Raw genomic sequence first — 16776 nt, forward strand, 5'->3', positions numbered from 1 at the left:
AAAGGAATCTAAAATACCAGACTATTGTGGCGCGCAAGCGGTGAGCTATTAGCCCCGAAATTCCGCAAGTCACTGTGACTAAGCCACTTGAGACCTGCAGAATCGCCGATTATAGCATTGGAACGACGCGCCACTTCCAGCTTGCAGCAATTCTTGCATGTTACGATTCGAGATTGCCCTTCTCACGGACTTACGCTCATGGCTCGCTCCGCTACGCAGACAAAACCCGACAAACCGGAGAACGTAAAGCGGGACCCAGTGGCCTCGGGCGAGCGGGACGCGTCGGTAAACCGGGGGGCCTCGCACAAGTACTTTTTGCTCGAAAAGTTTGAAGCGGGCCTCTTGCTCCGCGGCACTGAGGTCAAGTCCATCCGCTCGGGCCAGGTTCAGCTCAAGGACGCTTATGGACTAGTAAAGGACGGTGAGGTTTGGCTCCTGAACGCCCACATCGGTCCGTATGAGCACGGTAACATCTTCAATCACGAGCCGCTCCGTACCCGCAAGCTGCTCTTGCATCGCGAGGAGATCCGCAAGCTCATAGGCAAGACGCAACAAAAGGGACTCACGCTGGTTCCCACCCGCGTTTACTTTCGTAACGGCAAAGCCAAGATTGAGCTAGCACTGGCTCGCGGAAAGCAGGAGTGGGACAAACGCGAGACAGAGCGTCGCCGAACAGCTGACAAAGAAGCACGCGACGCCATCGCTCGCAGCCGCCGCGCCTGAGGCGGCAAAGTATAGACAAGCGTGCTGCGTCGTCGGAGCCGCCTAAAAAGTAAACTTTTGCGAAATTAGATATTCGGAGAGAAAGAACGAAATAAATGAAATTTGATCTGGCAATCAAGAACGCTGCGGAAGTTGAAACCGATTGTCTGGTACTCGTAGTAGTCGACAAAGGGGACAGGGATAAGCCTCAAGCCTCAGTACTCAGCGCGGAAAAGGCCCTTCAAGATGCTGCGCAGGAACTCATCTCATCAAGCGAGCTGACTGGCAAGGCTCTCGAATTAGCGATGTTGCATCGTCCAGTCGGTGTTAAGGCAAAGCGCGTACTCTTCGTTGGCGGAGGTAGGGAGAACAAGTTTAGTCCCAACGATCTTCGTAAGATCGCCGGAGCCGCAGCCCGCCACCTGAAATCGAAAAGCATTCGCAACCTAGCGATCGCGCTTCCCTCTTCCGTTCACTTTCATGCCGACAATGCAGTACGCGCTGCTGTGATCGGCGTGCTCATCGGCGACTTCGACCCAGATACTTACAAGAGCGACCGCAAGGATCAGCGCATCGACTCACTCACAATTGCGGCGCCGGTCGGAAGTGACGAAAAGGTCCTGCGTCCTGCCTTAGAAGAAGGGCGAATCATCGGCGAGTCCCAGAACTTCACGCGCGAACTGGTCAACGAACCCAGTAACCGTCTCACGCCGACAATCCTTGCGGATCGCGCGCGAAAAATGGCCAGTGAGACTGGCTTGCAATGCGAAGTACTCGGTCCTGATGAGATCAAGGCTCTGAAAATGGGAGCATTCTGGGGTGTTGCCCAAGGCTCCGACGAACCGCCTGCATTGATCGTGCTTAAGTATGCTCCTGCCGGAGCGCCGGCGGAGCCCGTTTTGGGACTCGTAGGTAAGGCGATCACATTTGATACCGGCGGAATCTCGATCAAGCCAGCCGATGGCATGGAGAAGATGAAGTACGACATGGCAGGCGGCGCCACCATGCTGGGCGCCATGCGAGCGATCGCCCAGCTTAAACCGAAAGTAAAAGTAAATGCCGTAATCTGTGCTTCGGAGAACATGCCCTCAGGCAAGGCTCAGAAACCAGGCGATGTCCAGATAGCTATGTCCGGCAAGTCGATCGAGATCATCAATACCGACGCTGAGGGACGTCTCGTCCTGGCCGATGGTCTGACTTATGCCCGTACCAAATTGGGATGCACGCATCTGGTTGATGCTGCCACGCTTACCGGAGCGTGCGTAGTCGCCCTCGCGATGGTCAATGCCGGCATTTTTGCGAATGATGACACGATGTATGAGCGGTTCGAAAAGGCCCGCCATCAGGCAGGCGAAAAGATGTGGCGTCTGCCGCTCGACGATGAGTACCGCGACATGATCAAGTCCAGCATCGCCGATATCGTGAACAGCGGCGGCCGCTACGGCGGAGCAGTTACCGCCGCGATGTTTCTGAAAGAGTTTGTCGAAGACAAGCCTTGGATCCACCTCGACATAGCAGGAACCGCTTGGGTAGATGAGGCGAAACCCTTCATTGCCAAAGGACCGTCGGGCATCGCGGTACGAAGCTTAATCGAGTTTGTGCGGGGCTTCGCGGCGTAAGCGTTCCGGTAGAGACGCAGCATGCTGCGTCTCTTCGACGAAGATCGAAGCGGCCAAATTTCTAAGGCTTCTTGGACTTTTTTGCGGCGACTTCTACGTCACTCTTGAAGTCTTCAACCAACGGTGGATTCTTCCCAGCCAGGCCCTCATCCTCGGTCTTGCGCCAGAGCCGAGGTCCTTCCCGCCCCGCGTTGGCTTGATATACGGCTAAGTAGTCACTGGGCGGACCTGCTTGCGCACCAAAGACAGGGCCGATTCCAACACCAGGCATTCGGCTTGTCCTTCCGGTTGGATCGATTGAACCAGTCTCAACATGAATTCCACCGTTAGCTGAGGCAAGGCGCCCTGAGCGCACCGCAATCAAAAGCTCGGCCTCACGAGGATCAATGGTGATCGCATATCGATTCCACTTCTTGAGTGCATCGCTCACGTTTGCGAGAGCCTGACGGTCTTCTAGCAGAATCTTCGCCGAGACAAAAGATTCGGTTTCCCACTCGCCGAGAAAGCCGTTAGCAGTCTCATATCCCAAGGCGACGTACCTCGCTTGAAGAAGCAGAGCTGGGAGTTTTGGGTCTTTTGCATTGCCCTGAATAGCGAAAACAAAGATTGAAAGAAGCAGAGCGGCGCTCACCCTACGCATAGAGAAACTCCGTGGGCACAAGAGTATCGCAACTTCAGATCAGAACCGATCCTTCGACGAAAGTTTCGGTCGAACACCCTAATGAGACTTGCCGGCGTGGGCTGCAGGTCTGCGTGAGCCTGAATTCGAAGTCCAGCGACAACTCACATCACTTCTGGCGCTTCGATTCCCAAAATAGATAGTGTCCGCACCAGCTCGCGCTGAACGATCGCCGCCGTCGCCAACAGGAGAGACTTGCGACTTGGGTTCTCCTCGGTGAGGATGTGATGCCGATGGTAGAAGTTGTTGAATAGTTGAGCCAGCTGAAAGGCGTACTTCGCCAGGTACGCGGGCTCAGTGGTTGAGATACATTGATCTACCATCAACGACAGCTTGCCCGCCGTGAGCCATAGCTCCCAGATGTCATCTTCCCCTTCGAGCAGCCGTACCCATGCCGGATCGAAGGTCTGCAGGCTGTCCTCGGTAGTTGTCCCACCTTTGCGGAAAATATTTGAGGCACGCACGATCGCATACTGGACATATGGTCCGGTTTCGCCTTCAAAGCTGAGCGCATCTTTGAAGTCGAAGGCAATCACCGCGTTCTTCGTGAACTTCAGCATGAAATAGCGCAACGCTCCGATGGTGATCTGCGTCGCAATTTGGCGGCGCTCGGCATCTGACTTGTCTGGCTGCCGCTCATCGACTTCCACGATCGCCTTCATGATCAGAGTGTCCAGCAGATCGTCTGCCTTCACTCCAAAGCCTTTCCGACCCGACACCTCGATGTAAGCCCGCTTGCGATCTTCTTCGGGAACGTCATACCCAAGCTCGATCGCGCAACGCGGAGTAAGGGCCACCATTTCGTAGGAAAAGTGTGTGTAGTGAGCTGCCTGATCCGTGTAACCTAGCGCCCTCAGAGCCTCGATGACATTGTTCTGCGGATCGGATTGGCGCGAGTCGATCACGTTGTAGATTTCTCTCACACCGCCGAAGTGGGGATGATCTTTCTCGCCGCTCTGGGCTGAGATCCAACAATCGTGACCATCGGGATATCGATAGAAGCGCCGATATCCGAAGTCGCGACCCAGCAATCCAAATTTCCAAAGGTGATACGCAATATCCTTACCGACGTAGGTGACAGTCCCATTCGAGCGCACAATTACCTTGTCATCTTCCGCGCTCTCGCCCGCCGAAGCTGAGCTCCGCTTCATCACCCAGCAGCCTTTGTTCTTGCCCTCGGTCTCGAAACGCAGCACGCCTTTCTGCTTCATTTGTTCAAATGCCAGATCCCAGAAGTGCAGGTGAAGAATTTCGCTTTCCCGTGGCAGGAAGTCATAAACGATGTCCAGCCGCTGCATCGTTTCCAGATGGCGCTTCAGGATCGCCGTTGAGATCAGATCGGCGAGACGCCCGGTCTCATTGCCCCCTTCTTCGAGCTTGTGCAGAGTATCCAGACGAACCTGCTTGTGCGCCGAATCCTCTTCGTACCACTGCGAGACACGCGCGTAGAGATCCCAGCAGTAGTAATCGAAGCGGGGAGCGCGGGTGAGCGCCTCTACCTCGTCATATGACTTGTGCTCAAGGTGCTCGAAGCCAACAACTACATCTGCCACCTGCACTCCGGTGTTGTCGATGTAATTCTGTACATCTACTAAATGCGCCGCCTCCCGCAACAAACGCACAAACGTATCGCCGAGAATGGCGTTGCGCAGATGTCCGATGTGGGCCGCTTTGTTGGGATTGATACTGGTGTGCTCGACCAGAACTTTGTCCTTCGGAGTGACGCGACCGCGATCTGGCGACAACATCTGCCGGGCGAATTCACCGCGGTCAAGACGAGCATTGATGTAACCTACGCCCGCAAGATCAAATGCCTTGAATCCAGGAACTCTCCCAAGCGCGCTGACAACCTCCTCAGCGGTCTTGCGCGGAGGCTTGCGCAGACGCTTCGCAAGGTCAAAAGCCAAAGGCAGCGCGAACTCGCCGAAAGCGATCTTCGGCGGCTGTTCGATGACTACATTTGGAAGATCGAGTTCATACTTCTCACGAAGAAGTGCGCGGACGCGTTCGGCGAGAACTTGTTGGAAGTGAAGGTACAAGAATCCTCACTGGCGATGGCGAGCAGGTGCATCGTCCGAAATGTCTCTCAGCGTGGACGATAAAATCGCGATTATAACAATCGCTCACTGTTCGCAACTGTTTTGTCGCACGGCACCCTCGCAGCGTTGAAAGGTTTGTCACAACATTGTGCAAACGAACTGGCGCCGCAGTTTGACGCTGCCCAATGCACCCCCTATGATGAAGAATTCCTGTCTTCATCGCGTCGGTAGCGATAATCGCTAAGCGCCGGAGACTCTCAGAACAGCCGACAGCGGCTGTGCCACAAGATCTGGTCAGAATGGAAAAAGGCGCAAAGTTCTACATCACTACTCCGATTTACTACGTGAACGCGCGGCCTCACATTGGCCACGCGTATACGACGATCGTGTGCGACGTAGTGGCGCGGCGCCAGCGCATGCTCGGATCGGACACCTTCTTCCTTACTGGCACTGACGAGCACGGACAGAAGATTGAACGCTCTGCGGCGGCAGCCGGCAAGAGTCCCAAGCAATGGACAGACGCGGTCGCAGGCGAATACCGCGCGCTTTGGGACCGTATGGGCATCACGTATGACGGCTTCATCCGCACCACAGATGAGCGCCATGCCGAGGGAGTACAGCAGCTCTTTCGCCAGATCCGCGACAACGGACACATCTACAAAGGTTCGTACACAGGTCAGTACTGCGTATTTGACGAACTCTATGTTGACGCTCCTCCAGGCTCGCCGTGTCCCGATTGCGGGCGTCCTACAGAAACCATCAGCGAAGAAAATTACTACTTCAAACTCTCGGCGTTTCAGGACAAGTTACTGAAACTCTATGAGGAGAACCCAGACTTTGTCTGGCCGGAAACTCGCCGTAATGAAGTAATAGCTTTCGTACGCAGCGGATTGAAAGATCTGAGTATCAGCCGTACTTCAGTCCGTTGGGGGATTCCGGTTCCCGACGATCCCAAACACGTGCTGTACGTGTGGTTCGACGCCGACGCGAATTACATCACCGCCATTGGCTACGGTTCCGATGACGCCAAACTGAAGAAGCAGTTCGAGCGCTACTGGCCGGCCGACGTGCACATGGTCGGCAAGGAGATCGTGCGCTTCCACGCGGTGTACTGGCCCGCGTTCCTGATGGCCGCAGGACTACCGCTCCCCAAGCAAGTCGTCGTGCATGGCTGGCTGCTCTTCGAGCAAGACAAGATGTCGAAGTCGCGCGGCAACATTGTTCGTAGCGAGACCGTGCTCGACGTGCTCGGCTCCGACGCGCTGCGCTACTTCCTGCTGCGCGAAGTCGTCTTCGGACAGGACGGCAGCTTCTCGTTCGACGCGCTGGTGCAGCGTTACAACTCAGATTTGGCCAACGATCTCGGCAACCTTTCCAGCCGGACGCTCTCGATGATCGCGCGCTACTTCCGCGAGCAGATTCCCTATCCCTCGCCGAAAGCCTCACGCACGGCGGGTGATGAGGCCATTGCTGACCTCGCGACTGACGTGATCAAGAGTACCAACGAACTCTTTGCCAGCTATCAGTTCTCCCGCGCTCTGGAGAACGTCTGGTCACTCGTGAGCGGGGTGAACAAGTACATCGTCGAAAACGAGCCATGGCAGCTCGGCGAGCACAAGGACGAAGCCAGTCTGTCGCGTCTCGCTACGGTGCTGTACACGAGCGCGGAAGCGCTGCGCATTATCACCGCGCTGCTGCATCCTGTCCTGCCAAGCGCAACCTCACGCATCTGGCAGCAGCTCGGACTTGGTGACATCGCGAAGTTCGGCCTTGACGAACTCAAGTGGGGACAGCTCGGGCTTGGCACTAAGCTGGGCAAAATAGAACCTGTCTTTCCGCGCGCCGAGAAGAACGCCATCGAGCGCATGCAGCAGGCGGAACTCGATCGAGCATCTGCCGCTGCTTCTATCACCACGGCACCATCCGTTCCTGCTGGAGTCGGCGCCAAAGCGGGACAGCCGGCCACACAAGCTGCGGCCGCCACTGAAGCTCCGGCGAAATCTGTGGGAACCAGCGTGTCAACTCCTCATGGCGCCAGTCAGGGAGTCACACCTAACGCCCTCGACGGCCGCATCTCCATCGATGACTTCGCCAGAGTCGAACTTCGCGTTGGCCAGGTGAAAGCTGCTGAGAAGGTTAAAGGCGCGGACAAGCTGCTGAAGCTCGAAGTCGACATCGGCAGCGAAGTTCGCACCATCGTTGCGGGGATCGCCGAAAAGTACTCGCCAGAGAAGATTATCGGCATGAAAGTCGTGATCGTTGCGAATCTCCAGCCACGAAAGCTGCGCGGAATCGAGTCGAATGGCATGATTGTCGCGGCTTCTATCGGGGACAAAGGCCTGCCTGTGCTCGCCAGCTTCCTCGAAGACGTTCCCATTGGCGCCCGCCTCAAGTAAATGCTGGTCGATTCCCACGCGCATCTGGAAGGTCCCAGGTTCGACGTTGATCGTTCTGAGATGCTGGAGCGCGCCCGAGCAGCCGGAGTCGTAAACATCCTTGCCATCGGCAGTGGCACTGGGCCCGGCACTCTCGATTGCGCTATCCGCATCGCCGAGCAGCACGACTGGATCTACGCCAGCATCGGCATTCACCCGCATGAAGCCAAGCTGGCCACAGAGAACGATTACGCGGAGCTTGAATCGCTGGCGCGCCATCCCCGCGTAATTGGATTCGGCGAAATCGGACTCGACTATTACTACGATCACTCGCCGCGCGAGGTGCAGCAGCAAGTCTTCGCTCGCCAGATGGAGATCGCACGCGCAGCCAAGCTCCCGATCATCATCCACTGCCGTCCCTCGGACAATTCCGAAAATGCCTGGGACGACACCCTTCACCTCATCCACGAGCACTGGGCGTCAACCGGCTTCGGAGGAGTGCTGCACTGCTTCACCGGTGAGCAGAAGCACGCAAAGGCGGCGCTGGATATGGGCTTCATGATCTCCTTTTCCGGTAATGTGACCTTCCCTAAAGCGGAAAACATTCGCGAGGTGGCGCGTACTGTCCCTGAAGATCGTATGTTTATCGAAACCGACTCGCCCTTCCTCGCCCCAGTTCCCTACCGCGGCAAGCGCAACGAGCCTGCATTTGTCGCTAAGACTGCAGAGAAAGTCGCGGAACTGCGAGGCAAGAGCGCCGACGAGATCGGCGAAATAACGGCCAACAATTTCTTCCGATTCTTCCAGCTTCGGCGGCCCTGAAAAGCCAAAGCCAACCACGAAGGACACGAAGGATCACTAAGGGAAACCGAACCTGAGCTCCTGTTTCCTTCGTGCCCTTCGTGTCCTTTGTGGTTAATTAATTTGACGGCGCTGCTCGCGCCGCGCAGGAAACAGAAGATGCATCCCAGCGCAGAACCAATTAAGCTAAAAGGCTACATACCATGGCCAGCGACAATTCATTCGACGTGGTAAGCAAGATCGACCTGCAGGAGGTGTCGAACGCTATCCAGCAGGCGATCAAAGAGATCCACACTCGCTTTGATCTAAAGGACTCGAAGTCCGACATCGCTCTCGAAGGCAAAGAGGCGATCGTCCTGTCGTCGATCGACGAATACAAGCTCAAGGCCGTCAACGACATCTTGCAGAACAAGCTGGTGAAGCGCCACGTTCCATTGAAGGGACTCGAATACGGCGCCATCGAATCGGCGGCCGGCTCAACTGTGCGCCAGAAGGTCAAGCTGCAGCAGGGCATTTCCATCGAGAAAGCGCGGGAGATTGTGAAGCTCATCAAGGACACAAAACTCAAGGTACAGGCTGCGATCCAGGGCGATACTGTGCGCGTGAGCAGTAAAGACCGCGACACCCTCCAGCAGGTAATCGCAGCTCTCAAGGGCAAAGACTTCGGCATCGACATGCAGTTTACGAACTACAGGTCCAACTAGCGTGACCACCTCTACCAGCGCCAGCGCAGCCGCTAAGGAAGTCTTCGATCTGTTGCGCGACGACCTGCTCGCAATCGAACAGGAGTTCCAGCGCGATGCCGTTTCTGGCGTTGAGGTCATCACCGAGATCGGCGAGTATCTGCGGGAAGGCGGCGGCAAGCGCATTCGTCCGGCACTGCTTCTGCTCGCTGCGAAATTGTGCGGATATGAAGGTCGGGGCGCGGTGCGGCTTGGCTCGGTCGTTGAGATCGTCCATACCGCGACGCTCGTGCACGACGACATCATCGACGAAGCGCTCACTCGCCGTGGACGTCCTTCGGCCAATACCAAATGGGGAAACTCCAAATGCGTCCTCGCCGGCGACTGGCTCTACATGCAGGCGTTCAAGGTCGCACTCGAGGAGCAGAACTTCAGAGTGCTCGATCTACTCATCGGACTTACACAGCAGATGGTTGAAGGCGAGCTCATGCAGATGGAGCGCCTCGGGCGCATCATCAGCCAGTCTGAACACCTGGATCTCATCTATCGCAAGACGGCGTGTTTGTTCTCGGTGTCGATGAAGCTAGGCGCAGTCCTGGGTCGCGCAAGCGATTCGGATGACGATCGTCTCGGCGAATACGGGCGGAATCTTGGGCTGGCCTTCCAGATCGTCGATGATGTTCTCGATCTCACGGCGTCAGAAGATGTCCTCGGCAAGCCAGTAGCGAGCGACCTGCGCGAAGGCAAGGTCACCATGGCCGTCATTCACGCCCTCGATCGCTGCAGCCCCGAAGAGCGCAAGCTGATCGAAACGGTTCTCGATGAACGCTGCTTCACCAGCGTTTCCCATCGCGACGTGCTCGCCATCCTCGAACGCTATGGCTCGGTCGATTACGCCATCGCCTCCGCCAACGAACACGCCGAGCAAGCCCGCCGCGCCATAAGTCACTTCCCCACCGGGGAAATCAAACGTGCCCTGTTGTGGATTCCCGATTTTGTGGTGGGTAGAGAGAAGTAATTTCACCACGGAGACACGGAATCACGGAGAAAAGCACCTGCGTGCTCTTTTGCTTTTCTCCGTGACTCCGTGACTCCGTGTCTCCGTGGTGAAAAGGCCTTACGCCAGATTCAACGCCCGCTTAAACGATCCCCGCTCGTTCATGATCTTCTCCTGCAGCAGCGTGATCGCGTAGATCAACTGCTCCGGACGCGGCGGGCAGCCTGGAACGTAGATGTCCACCGGAATCACCTGGTTCACTCCCTGAACCAAAGCGTAGTTGTTGAACACGCCACCCGACGTCGCACAGGCGCCCATCGAGATCACCCATTTGGGCTCGGGCATCTGCTCGTGTAGGCGGCGGATTACTGGCGCCATCTTCCATGAGACGCGGCCGGCGATGATCATCAGATCCGATTGCCGCGGTGAAGGACGGAAGACTTCAGCTCCGAAACGAGCGATATCGAAGCGCGAGGCGCCCATGGACATCATCTCGATAGCGCAGCAGGCCAGGCCGAAAGTCATCGGCCAGATGGAGCTCTTGCGCAGCCAGTTTACAACCTTGTCGAGAGAGGTGAGCAGCACGCCTTCAGGGACATCCTCGCCGAAGTTCACCTCTTCCACCCGGTGACGGTTGTCCTGCATCTTCAGAGATTCTTGATAGCGCTCGAGTTCGCTCATGGCTGTATTCATTTTACGCTGTCGTACACGGCAACACCAAAACCAGACACGGATCACACGGAAACAGCACGGATTCACACGGATATTTCAGAGTTCCTTGCGTCGATTGTGGCCCTGGGTTATCCGTGGAAATCCGTGCCCGAAGGGTCCGTGTAATCCGTGTCGTGTTTGGTGTTGTAGTTTGTCTGGCGCTATTGGTGAACTGCCTGCACCACTCCCAAATTCGCAAGTCCATTGACAATGAACTGTACCGCGATGGCAGTTAGGAGGAGTCCCATCAGCCTCATCAGGATTCGTATTCCCGTCTCGCCAAGAAACTGACGCACCCGATCGGCAGCTGAGAGGATGAGAAACGACGCTACCGATGTGATCGTGATCGCGATGAAGATCGTCACCGTGCGCCACCATCCCGGCGACGGCCCCATCAACACCATCACCGTCGAGATCGCGCCAGGGCCCGCTAGCATAGGAGTGCCGAGAGGAATGATTCCGGCATCTTCCTTGGCGATACCTTCTTCAGTTTCTCCCGGAGTTTCGTGAGTACCGGATCGACGGCCTTGAAGCATTTCGAGGCCCATCAGAATGAGAATGATCCCGCCGGCGATCTGAAAAGCAGGGAGGGTGATGCCAAAGAAACGAAAGATCAGACTGCCCATCAGCGCGAAACTGGTAAGGACAACGAAGCATGTGACTGAAGCTTTCATCGCGAGGCGTCGTCGTTCGTCGGGGTTCTCGTCCGCGGCAATCACCAGAAAAGTCGGCAGCGCGGCGAAGGGATCGACGAGAAAAAAGACAGATGTAAGCGCAACGATGAAGTACTGAATGCTCGGCGCCGTAAAGAAGTTGTGCATGGGAGTATCAGGACACGAATTCTGATGCTGTGTTCATCGTGTGTCCCTCGTCATTTACTCCTGAGATTGAATTCAAAGGTCTGTCATCCTGAGGCCAGATTTTGGCCGAAGGATCTCCCGGAATGTCTCAGCTGTGTCTGCTCCGTCGCGGCTCTCAACCCAGATCCTTGTGAGAGAGCCAGGATAGTGCGAATAAGCCTCAAGCACCACGCGAGATCCTTCGGCCAACAGCGGGCCTCAGGATGACAGTCTCCAATAAATTCCGTACTACCCTGCTCTCCTGGCCCGCAAATACATCCATAGCAAAAACGCCATAAAAACTAACCGGAACGCAAGCGCGATGACGATCGTCGAAGTCTTCAAACCGGCTGAGTACTGACTCCAATGCGCGAGTTTCCACGAGAGATCAACGCAATAGAGGACGAACAGAATCAGCGCGATCCACTTCGCAGTTCGTCGCAGATTCGGATCGATTGCCCGCTTGCTTTCCTCGCTCATGGATTGAGCACAATCTTTCCGAATTGCTCGCTCTTTTCCAGACGTTCATGCGCGGCGCGCGCCTCGCTCAGCGGAAAGGTGCGATCGACTACGGGTTTGAGCTTACCGCTGAACACGTGCTTCAACACCTCGTGAAGGTCGCCCATCGTTCCCATATAGGAACCCAGGAACGAAAGCTGCCGGCTGAAGAGCACGCGCAGATCGAACTTGGCCTCGGGTCCTGTTGTCGCGCCGCAGGTCACCAGAGTTCCACCCGGGCGCAGCGAGCGCACGCTATCGTCAAACGTCGCCGCACCGACGTGCTCAAAAACGATATCTACTCCAGCTTTCGCAGTAATCCGGCGAACTTCGTCCGCGATCTTCTGCTTGTAGTGATGAATCGTGTGGTCAGCGCCGAGTTCGCGCGACTTCTGGAGCTTCGCCTCGTCTCCAGCGGTTGCGATAACTGTTGCCCCCAGCATCTTGCAAATCTGGATCGCGGCCGAGCCTACACCTGATCCGCCGCCGAGCACTAGCACGCTGTCGCCAGCTCTGATGTGGGCGCGAGTAACTAACATGTGCCACGCAGTTAGAAAGACTAGCGGCACGCTGGCAGCCTGATCGTACGAAAGGCTGTCGGGAATAGGGATCACATTCACTTCGGGAACCGCGATGTACTCTGCATTCCCTCCGTCGTTCAAATATCCAAGGACGGTAAACTCGCGGCAGAAGCTTTGTTGTCCAGCAGTACATTGCGCGCAGTGATTGCAAAAAGTCATGGGCGCCAGCAGCACGCGCATCCCACGCTTCACACCAGCAACGTAACTGCCGACCTCAACCACGTCACCGGCAACATCGCTGCCGTTAATGTGTGGCAGCTTCACGCCCGGCAAGCCCTTGCGAACCCACAGGTCCAAATGATTCAGCGCACAAGCCCGAACCCGCACCAGCACCTGGTCCTCCCGCAGACGCACGTCGGGAGCGTCCTCAAACTTAAGAACCTCAGGCCCGCCGAATTCGTGGAAGCGAATTGCCTTCATAAATCCTTTTCACCACGGAGACACGGAGTCACGGAGAACGGCAGGGGAGGTCATAGTACTTTCCGCACAATGCCTCTCGTCATAACCGAGACGTGGAAATTGAGGAGAAGTCCTACTCGTTTTCCGCTCAGCTTCAGGTAGGTAAGGAGTTGTGCTTGGTGAACACCGAGTACTGACTCCACACACTTCAGTTCTATGACAACACGGTCTTCGACGATAATGTCCATCTTGTAGCCGCAGTCCAGCGCGACACCTTTGTAAACCACAGGCAGATTGACTTGTCGTTTGAAGGTCAGGCCGCGGAGCTGGAGTTCGTGACAGAGACATTCTTCGTAAGCAGATTCGAGCAAACCGGGACCAAGATGGCGGTGCACTTCGATGGCGGCACCGATAATCTGCTCGGTGAGAGCTTCATCAATGAGATGCTTCGGATCGAGGACACTTGGTTGTGCTCCGGCATTCATCAGCCCATCCCTGCCTTTCTCCGTGTCTCAGTGTCTCCGTGGTGAAAAACCCTTTCCTAACACCCCAGAATGTACGCAAAAATCAACGGCGCAACAATCGTCGCGTCCGATTCGATGATGAACTTCGGTGTGTCCTTGCCCAACTTTCCCCAGGTGATTTTCTCGTTCGGCACTGCGCCCGAGTATGAGCCGTAGCTCGTGGTGGAATCGCTGATCTGACAGAAGTACGCCCAGAGCGGAACATTCTCGCGCTGTAAATCTTGGTGCAGCATCGGCACTACGCAGATGGGAAAATCCCCGGCGATGCCTCCGCCGATCTGGAAGAAACCTAGCGGCGTCTTCGCCGTCAGCTCCGTGTACCATTCCGCGAGCATCATCATGTACTCGATGCCGGTGCGCACGGTATGCACGTTCTTCACGTCACCGGAGATGCAGTGTCCGGCATACATATTGCCCAAGGTTGCATCTTCCCATCCTGGGACAAACATCGGCAGGTTCTTCTGCGCGGCGGCCATCAGCCAACTGTCCTTGGGATCTATCTGGTACGCGCTGTTCAGTTTGCCGCTCAGCAGGATCTTGTACATGAATTCGTGCGGGAAGAAGTGCTGTCCAGCCTTGTCGGCCTTCACCCATTCTTCCAGGACGGCGGTCTCAATACGCCGCATTGCTTCGTGTTCAGGGATGCACGTGTCGGTCACACGATTCATGTGACGCTTGAGCAAAGTCTCTTCCTCCGCAGGAGAGAGCTGGCGGTAGTGGGGCACGCGCTCGTAGTGATCGTGCGCGACCAGATTGAAGACATCTTCCTCGAGATTGGCGCCGGTGCAGCAGATAGCGTGAACTTTGTCCTGGCGAATCATTTCCGCAAGCGAGAGCCCAAGCTCGGCCGTGCTCATGGCTCCGGCGATCGTCATAAACATCTTGCCGCCATCGTTCAGCAGCTTCTCGTAGGCCTTGGCAGCATCCATCAGCGCAGCGGAGTTGAAGTGGCGATAGTGGTGCTCGATAAAGCGCGAAATCGGTCCTTTCGGCAAAGTACAGTCCTCTCGGCGAATGACGGTGGAATCTTTCAAAATATCACTTCTAACGAGCGCGTGGCACTGGGATTAGAATTGAAACAGTTTGTTCACCACGGAGACACGGAGGCACGGAGAAGAGCCACAAAAGGTCCAAAGGCTAAACTCCTCCGAGGGGAAATTGAACGTCTTTGGCTTCCCGGACTAGATTCAGCTTCTTCGTTGTTCTCAGTATCTTGTCGTTCTCCGTGACTCCGTGTCTCCGTGGTGAAATGGTTTTTCGACGTTGGACATCTTCGAAGAGATCGTCGAAATAAGACGTGCCGGTAGGCGCGGGGCTCTCGCCACGATCATCAACGCGCGCGGATCGATTCCTTCATTTGAGTCCGCGAAGATGTTGGTGCGCGACGATGGCACGATCAGCGGCACGGTTGGCGGAGGCTGTGTCGAAGCTGAAGTTTGGCAGGCTGCGCGCGAGGTAATGGAGCAGGAGAAGCCGCGCACGCTGACGTTCAATTTGAATCACGATCCCAAGTACGACACGGGGCTTGTGTGTGGTGGCACGCTCGAAATTTACCTGGAACCAATTCTGCCGGTGCAGACTGTCTATCTATTCGGTGCGGGCCATGTCTCGGTCAATGTCTACCGCGCCGCACGCATGGCTGGATTCGAAGTCGTCGTCGTCGATGATCGCGAGAACTACGCCAACCGTGAGCGCTTTCCCGAAGCGAAGGACGTCTACGCAGAAGACTTTGACCATGCCTTGTCGCAGCTTGCGCCAAACCATTCTTCCTACCTCGTGATCGTCACCCGCGGACACCGCGACGACATGCGCGTCTTGCGTTGGGCGGTCGAGACTCCGTCGAAGTACATCGGGATGATCGGCTCGCAACGCAAGGTGATCGCGATCTACAAGCAACTGGAGAAGGAAGGCATCGCTCCGGAGAAACTCGCAAGAGTCTACGCACCAGTCGGACTCGACATCGGCGCCATCACCCCCGAAGAGATCGCGATTGCGATTGTGGCCGAAATGATCGCCATTCGGCGTGGCGCAGGCTCCCTGAATCACAAGCGCAGCGTAAAAGCCTCAGAAATACTTCAATCAGCAAAGCAGACTTCGCCAGAAGATTAAGTTTTCCCGCTTGCGTGGTTCCGGCCGCCCTCGGCCGGGCTTTGCGTGACCCGTTCGGAAGTGGGCGATTTTTTCGTAGAGCAACGGATTACGAAAATATTCTTCCTAATGCCCGCAAGTTCCTGATTCGCCTAGCTCATAAGATTTGGCGAGCAACGGATGAACCTTGCGTTCTTATGCTGGTCGCGCCATCATGCGAACAGCAATGCTGCATCCGGTTTCCATTTCGGGAAGCGCACGCGCATCTTGGACGGCTTCCGCTCGTACCGACAGCACAGGTACGAATCCTGCGCTGGCTGCGAGTGGGACGAATCCCATCGAAATCCCATCTGTGGCCATGGGATTATCCCATCCTGATCCCATCATGATTGATGGGATATCCCACTCATATCCCATTAACCACATGGGATTCCCGATGGGATCACATGGGATCTCGTCTCGTAAGTCCTTTAGATCATGGGATCAGCTCGAAATGGAGTTTTTTGATGCGGCGAAGGTAGGGGTATAGCAGCGATCAGAAGCCCTGCCGGGGCGGCCGGAACCATGTAATCTGCGAGTATCCTAATTGGCATGCCGCGCTCTTCCTCACTTGCGGGAGTCATCCTCGCTGCCGGCGCCTCCTTGCGCATGGGACAGGACAAGGCGCTGCTGCAGTATGCCGGACGAAGTTTTCTGGCTGGAGCAATACAGCTGCTTCAAAGCGTCTGCGACTTCGTAGTTGTCGTAGCCGGAAAGAATTTCGATGTGCTAGGACCAGTAGTTTATGAAAACTCGGGCTACCTGGTCCTCAATCCGCAGCCAGATCTCGGGCAATTCAGTTCTCTTCGGCTCGGACTTCAGGCCGTGCTCAATCGAGGACGCGATGCTGCGTGCGTCACTCTGGTGGATCGCCCTCCGGCGGAACTGAAGACCGTGCAGAAGCTGAACGCGTATTTTCTGCTCAGTTCGCCCGAAACAACCTGGGCAGTAGTGCCGCAGTTTGACGGCAAGCACGGGCATCCGGTGATCTTGGCCCGCGAGATGATCGAAGCTTTCCTGCGCGCGAATCCGTCGAGCAATGCCCGCGAGATTGAGCATCAGCATCAGGACCGCATTGAGTACCTCGACGTCGATGATCCCCGCGTCGTCCTGAACATCAACACTCCCGAGGATTATTCGTCTCTCCAGGCTGCCCGATGACCCCTTCTACATACGGCTGTTTCAATAGCCCAGAGGACTTC

General features: G+C 56.1%; 17 protein-coding genes. 8 read left to right on the plus strand and 9 right to left on the minus strand.

Features of this window, described 5'->3' with window-relative positions; all coding sequences use genetic code 11:
• Nucleotides 1-198 precede the first annotated feature (198 nt).
• Entirely contained in the window at nt 199-723 is a 525-nt protein-coding gene (smpB, locus tag VNX88_06185; protein HWY68234.1) for an SsrA-binding protein SmpB, read from the plus strand.
• Between the two features lie 95 nt (nt 724-818).
• Complete coding sequence (locus VNX88_06190; GenBank protein HWY68235.1) at nt 819-2321, plus strand: leucyl aminopeptidase; 1503 nt, start codon at nt 819-821, stop codon at nt 2319-2321.
• A gap of 61 nt (nt 2322-2382) precedes the next feature.
• On the opposite strand, the gene VNX88_06195 is transcribed toward VNX88_06190, so the two are convergent.
• Both VNX88_06195 and VNX88_06200 read right to left on the minus strand, forming a co-directional pair.
• Complete coding sequence (locus VNX88_06195; GenBank protein HWY68236.1) at nt 2383-2961, minus strand: hypothetical protein; 579 nt, start codon at nt 2959-2961, stop codon at nt 2383-2385.
• Nucleotides 2962-3104: 143 nt separating this feature from the next.
• A complete protein-coding gene (locus VNX88_06200; GenBank protein ID HWY68237.1) occupies nt 3105-5039 on the minus strand; it encodes an arginine--tRNA ligase in 1935 nt (644 codons plus the stop codon).
• Between the two features lie 299 nt (nt 5040-5338).
• On the opposite strand from VNX88_06200, the gene metG reads away from it, so the two are divergent.
• The 4 genes from metG (at nt 5339) to VNX88_06220 (ending at nt 9916) form a co-directional block, all read left to right on the plus strand.
• Nucleotides 5339-7435: a methionine--tRNA ligase gene (metG, locus tag VNX88_06205; GenBank protein ID HWY68238.1), complete on the plus strand. Its 2097-nt coding sequence runs from the start codon at nt 5339-5341 to the stop codon at nt 7433-7435.
• Nucleotides 7436-8236, plus strand: a complete 801-nt coding sequence (locus tag VNX88_06210; protein ID HWY68239.1) for a TatD family hydrolase — start codon at nt 7436-7438, stop codon at nt 8234-8236.
• A gap of 182 nt (nt 8237-8418) precedes the next feature.
• Nucleotides 8419-8919 (plus strand): YajQ family cyclic di-GMP-binding protein, encoded by a 501-nt coding sequence (locus tag VNX88_06215; GenBank protein HWY68240.1) that lies wholly within the window; start codon nt 8419-8421, stop codon nt 8917-8919.
• Nucleotide 8920: 1 nt separating this feature from the next.
• The gene (locus tag VNX88_06220) at nt 8921-9916 is read left to right on the plus strand and encodes a polyprenyl synthetase family protein (protein ID HWY68241.1); all 996 of its coding nucleotides are present in this window, start codon (nt 8921-8923) and stop codon (nt 9914-9916) included.
• 99 nt (nt 9917-10015) lie between these two features.
• Here the strand turns inward: VNX88_06220 and VNX88_06225 are convergent, their stop codons facing one another.
• The 6 genes from VNX88_06225 to VNX88_06250 form a co-directional block, all read right to left on the minus strand.
• The gene (locus VNX88_06225) at nt 10016-10576 is read right to left on the minus strand and encodes an NADH-quinone oxidoreductase subunit B family protein (GenBank protein ID HWY68242.1); all 561 of its coding nucleotides are present in this window, start codon (nt 10574-10576) and stop codon (nt 10016-10018) included.
• 191 nt (nt 10577-10767) lie between these two features.
• Entirely contained in the window at nt 10768-11427 is a 660-nt protein-coding gene (locus tag VNX88_06230) for a MarC family protein (GenBank protein ID HWY68243.1), read from the minus strand.
• Between the two features lie 267 nt (nt 11428-11694).
• The gene (locus VNX88_06235; protein ID HWY68244.1) at nt 11695-11925 is read right to left on the minus strand and encodes a hypothetical protein; all 231 of its coding nucleotides are present in this window, start codon (nt 11923-11925) and stop codon (nt 11695-11697) included.
• Complete coding sequence (locus tag VNX88_06240) at nt 11922-12944, minus strand: zinc-binding dehydrogenase (GenBank protein HWY68245.1); 1023 nt, start codon at nt 12942-12944, stop codon at nt 11922-11924. Before VNX88_06240 ends, VNX88_06235 begins: the two co-directional genes overlap by 4 nt.
• 50 nt (nt 12945-12994) lie before the next feature.
• A complete protein-coding gene (locus VNX88_06245; protein ID HWY68246.1) occupies nt 12995-13408 on the minus strand; it encodes a GxxExxY protein in 414 nt (137 codons plus the stop codon).
• Nucleotides 13409-13464: 56 nt separating this feature from the next.
• The gene (locus VNX88_06250; GenBank protein HWY68247.1) at nt 13465-14442 is read right to left on the minus strand and encodes a deoxyhypusine synthase family protein; all 978 of its coding nucleotides are present in this window, start codon (nt 14440-14442) and stop codon (nt 13465-13467) included.
• Nucleotides 14443-14710: 268 nt separating this feature from the next.
• Between VNX88_06250 and VNX88_06255 the strand changes: the two genes are divergently transcribed.
• Nucleotides 14711-15556, plus strand: coding sequence for an XdhC/CoxI family protein (locus tag VNX88_06255; GenBank protein HWY68248.1), 846 nt, complete (start codon nt 14711-14713; stop codon nt 15554-15556).
• A gap of 174 nt (nt 15557-15730) precedes the next feature.
• On the opposite strand, the gene VNX88_06260 is transcribed toward VNX88_06255, so the two are convergent.
• Nucleotides 15731-15895 (minus strand): hypothetical protein, encoded by a 165-nt coding sequence (locus VNX88_06260; protein ID HWY68249.1) that lies wholly within the window; start codon nt 15893-15895, stop codon nt 15731-15733.
• Nucleotides 15896-16126: 231 nt separating this feature from the next.
• Between VNX88_06260 and VNX88_06265 the strand changes: the two genes are divergently transcribed.
• Nucleotides 16127-16735: a nucleotidyltransferase family protein gene (locus VNX88_06265; protein ID HWY68250.1), complete on the plus strand. Its 609-nt coding sequence runs from the start codon at nt 16127-16129 to the stop codon at nt 16733-16735.
• Nucleotides 16736-16776 lie beyond the last annotated feature (41 nt).

The sequence above is a fragment of the Terriglobales bacterium genome, assembly GCA_035567895.1.
In the GTDB taxonomy this organism is placed as follows: Bacteria; Acidobacteriota; Terriglobia; order Terriglobales; family Acidobacteriaceae; genus Gp1-AA112.

What these genes read in the sequence shown, in the direction of transcription:
- smpB (HWY68234.1), top strand. Translation starts at nt 199, where the DNA reads ATGGCTCGCTCCGCTACGCAGACAAAACCCGACAAACCGGAGAACGTA.
- VNX88_06190 (HWY68235.1), top strand. Translation starts at nt 819, where the DNA reads ATGAAATTTGATCTGGCAATCAAGAACGCTGCGGAAGTTGAAACCGAT.
- VNX88_06195 (HWY68236.1), bottom strand. Translation starts at nt 2,961, where the DNA reads ATGCGTAGGGTGAGCGCCGCTCTGCTTCTTTCAATCTTTGTTTTCGCT.
- metG (HWY68238.1), top strand. Translation starts at nt 5,339, where the DNA reads ATGGAAAAAGGCGCAAAGTTCTACATCACTACTCCGATTTACTACGTG.
- VNX88_06210 (HWY68239.1), top strand. Translation starts at nt 7,436, where the DNA reads ATGCTGGTCGATTCCCACGCGCATCTGGAAGGTCCCAGGTTCGACGTT.
- VNX88_06215 (HWY68240.1), top strand. Translation starts at nt 8,419, where the DNA reads ATGGCCAGCGACAATTCATTCGACGTGGTAAGCAAGATCGACCTGCAG.
- VNX88_06225 (HWY68242.1), bottom strand. Translation starts at nt 10,576, where the DNA reads ATGAGCGAACTCGAGCGCTATCAAGAATCTCTGAAGATGCAGGACAAC.
- VNX88_06230 (HWY68243.1), bottom strand. Translation starts at nt 11,427, where the DNA reads ATGCACAACTTCTTTACGGCGCCGAGCATTCAGTACTTCATCGTTGCG.
- VNX88_06235 (HWY68244.1), bottom strand. Translation starts at nt 11,925, where the DNA reads ATGAGCGAGGAAAGCAAGCGGGCAATCGATCCGAATCTGCGACGAACT.
- VNX88_06240 (HWY68245.1), bottom strand. Translation starts at nt 12,944, where the DNA reads ATGAAGGCAATTCGCTTCCACGAATTCGGCGGGCCTGAGGTTCTTAAG.
- VNX88_06245 (HWY68246.1), bottom strand. Translation starts at nt 13,408, where the DNA reads ATGAATGCCGGAGCACAACCAAGTGTCCTCGATCCGAAGCATCTCATT.
- VNX88_06260 (HWY68249.1), bottom strand. Translation starts at nt 15,895, where the DNA reads ATGGCCACAGATGGGATTTCGATGGGATTCGTCCCACTCGCAGCCAGC.
- VNX88_06265 (HWY68250.1), top strand. Translation starts at nt 16,127, where the DNA reads ATGCCGCGCTCTTCCTCACTTGCGGGAGTCATCCTCGCTGCCGGCGCC.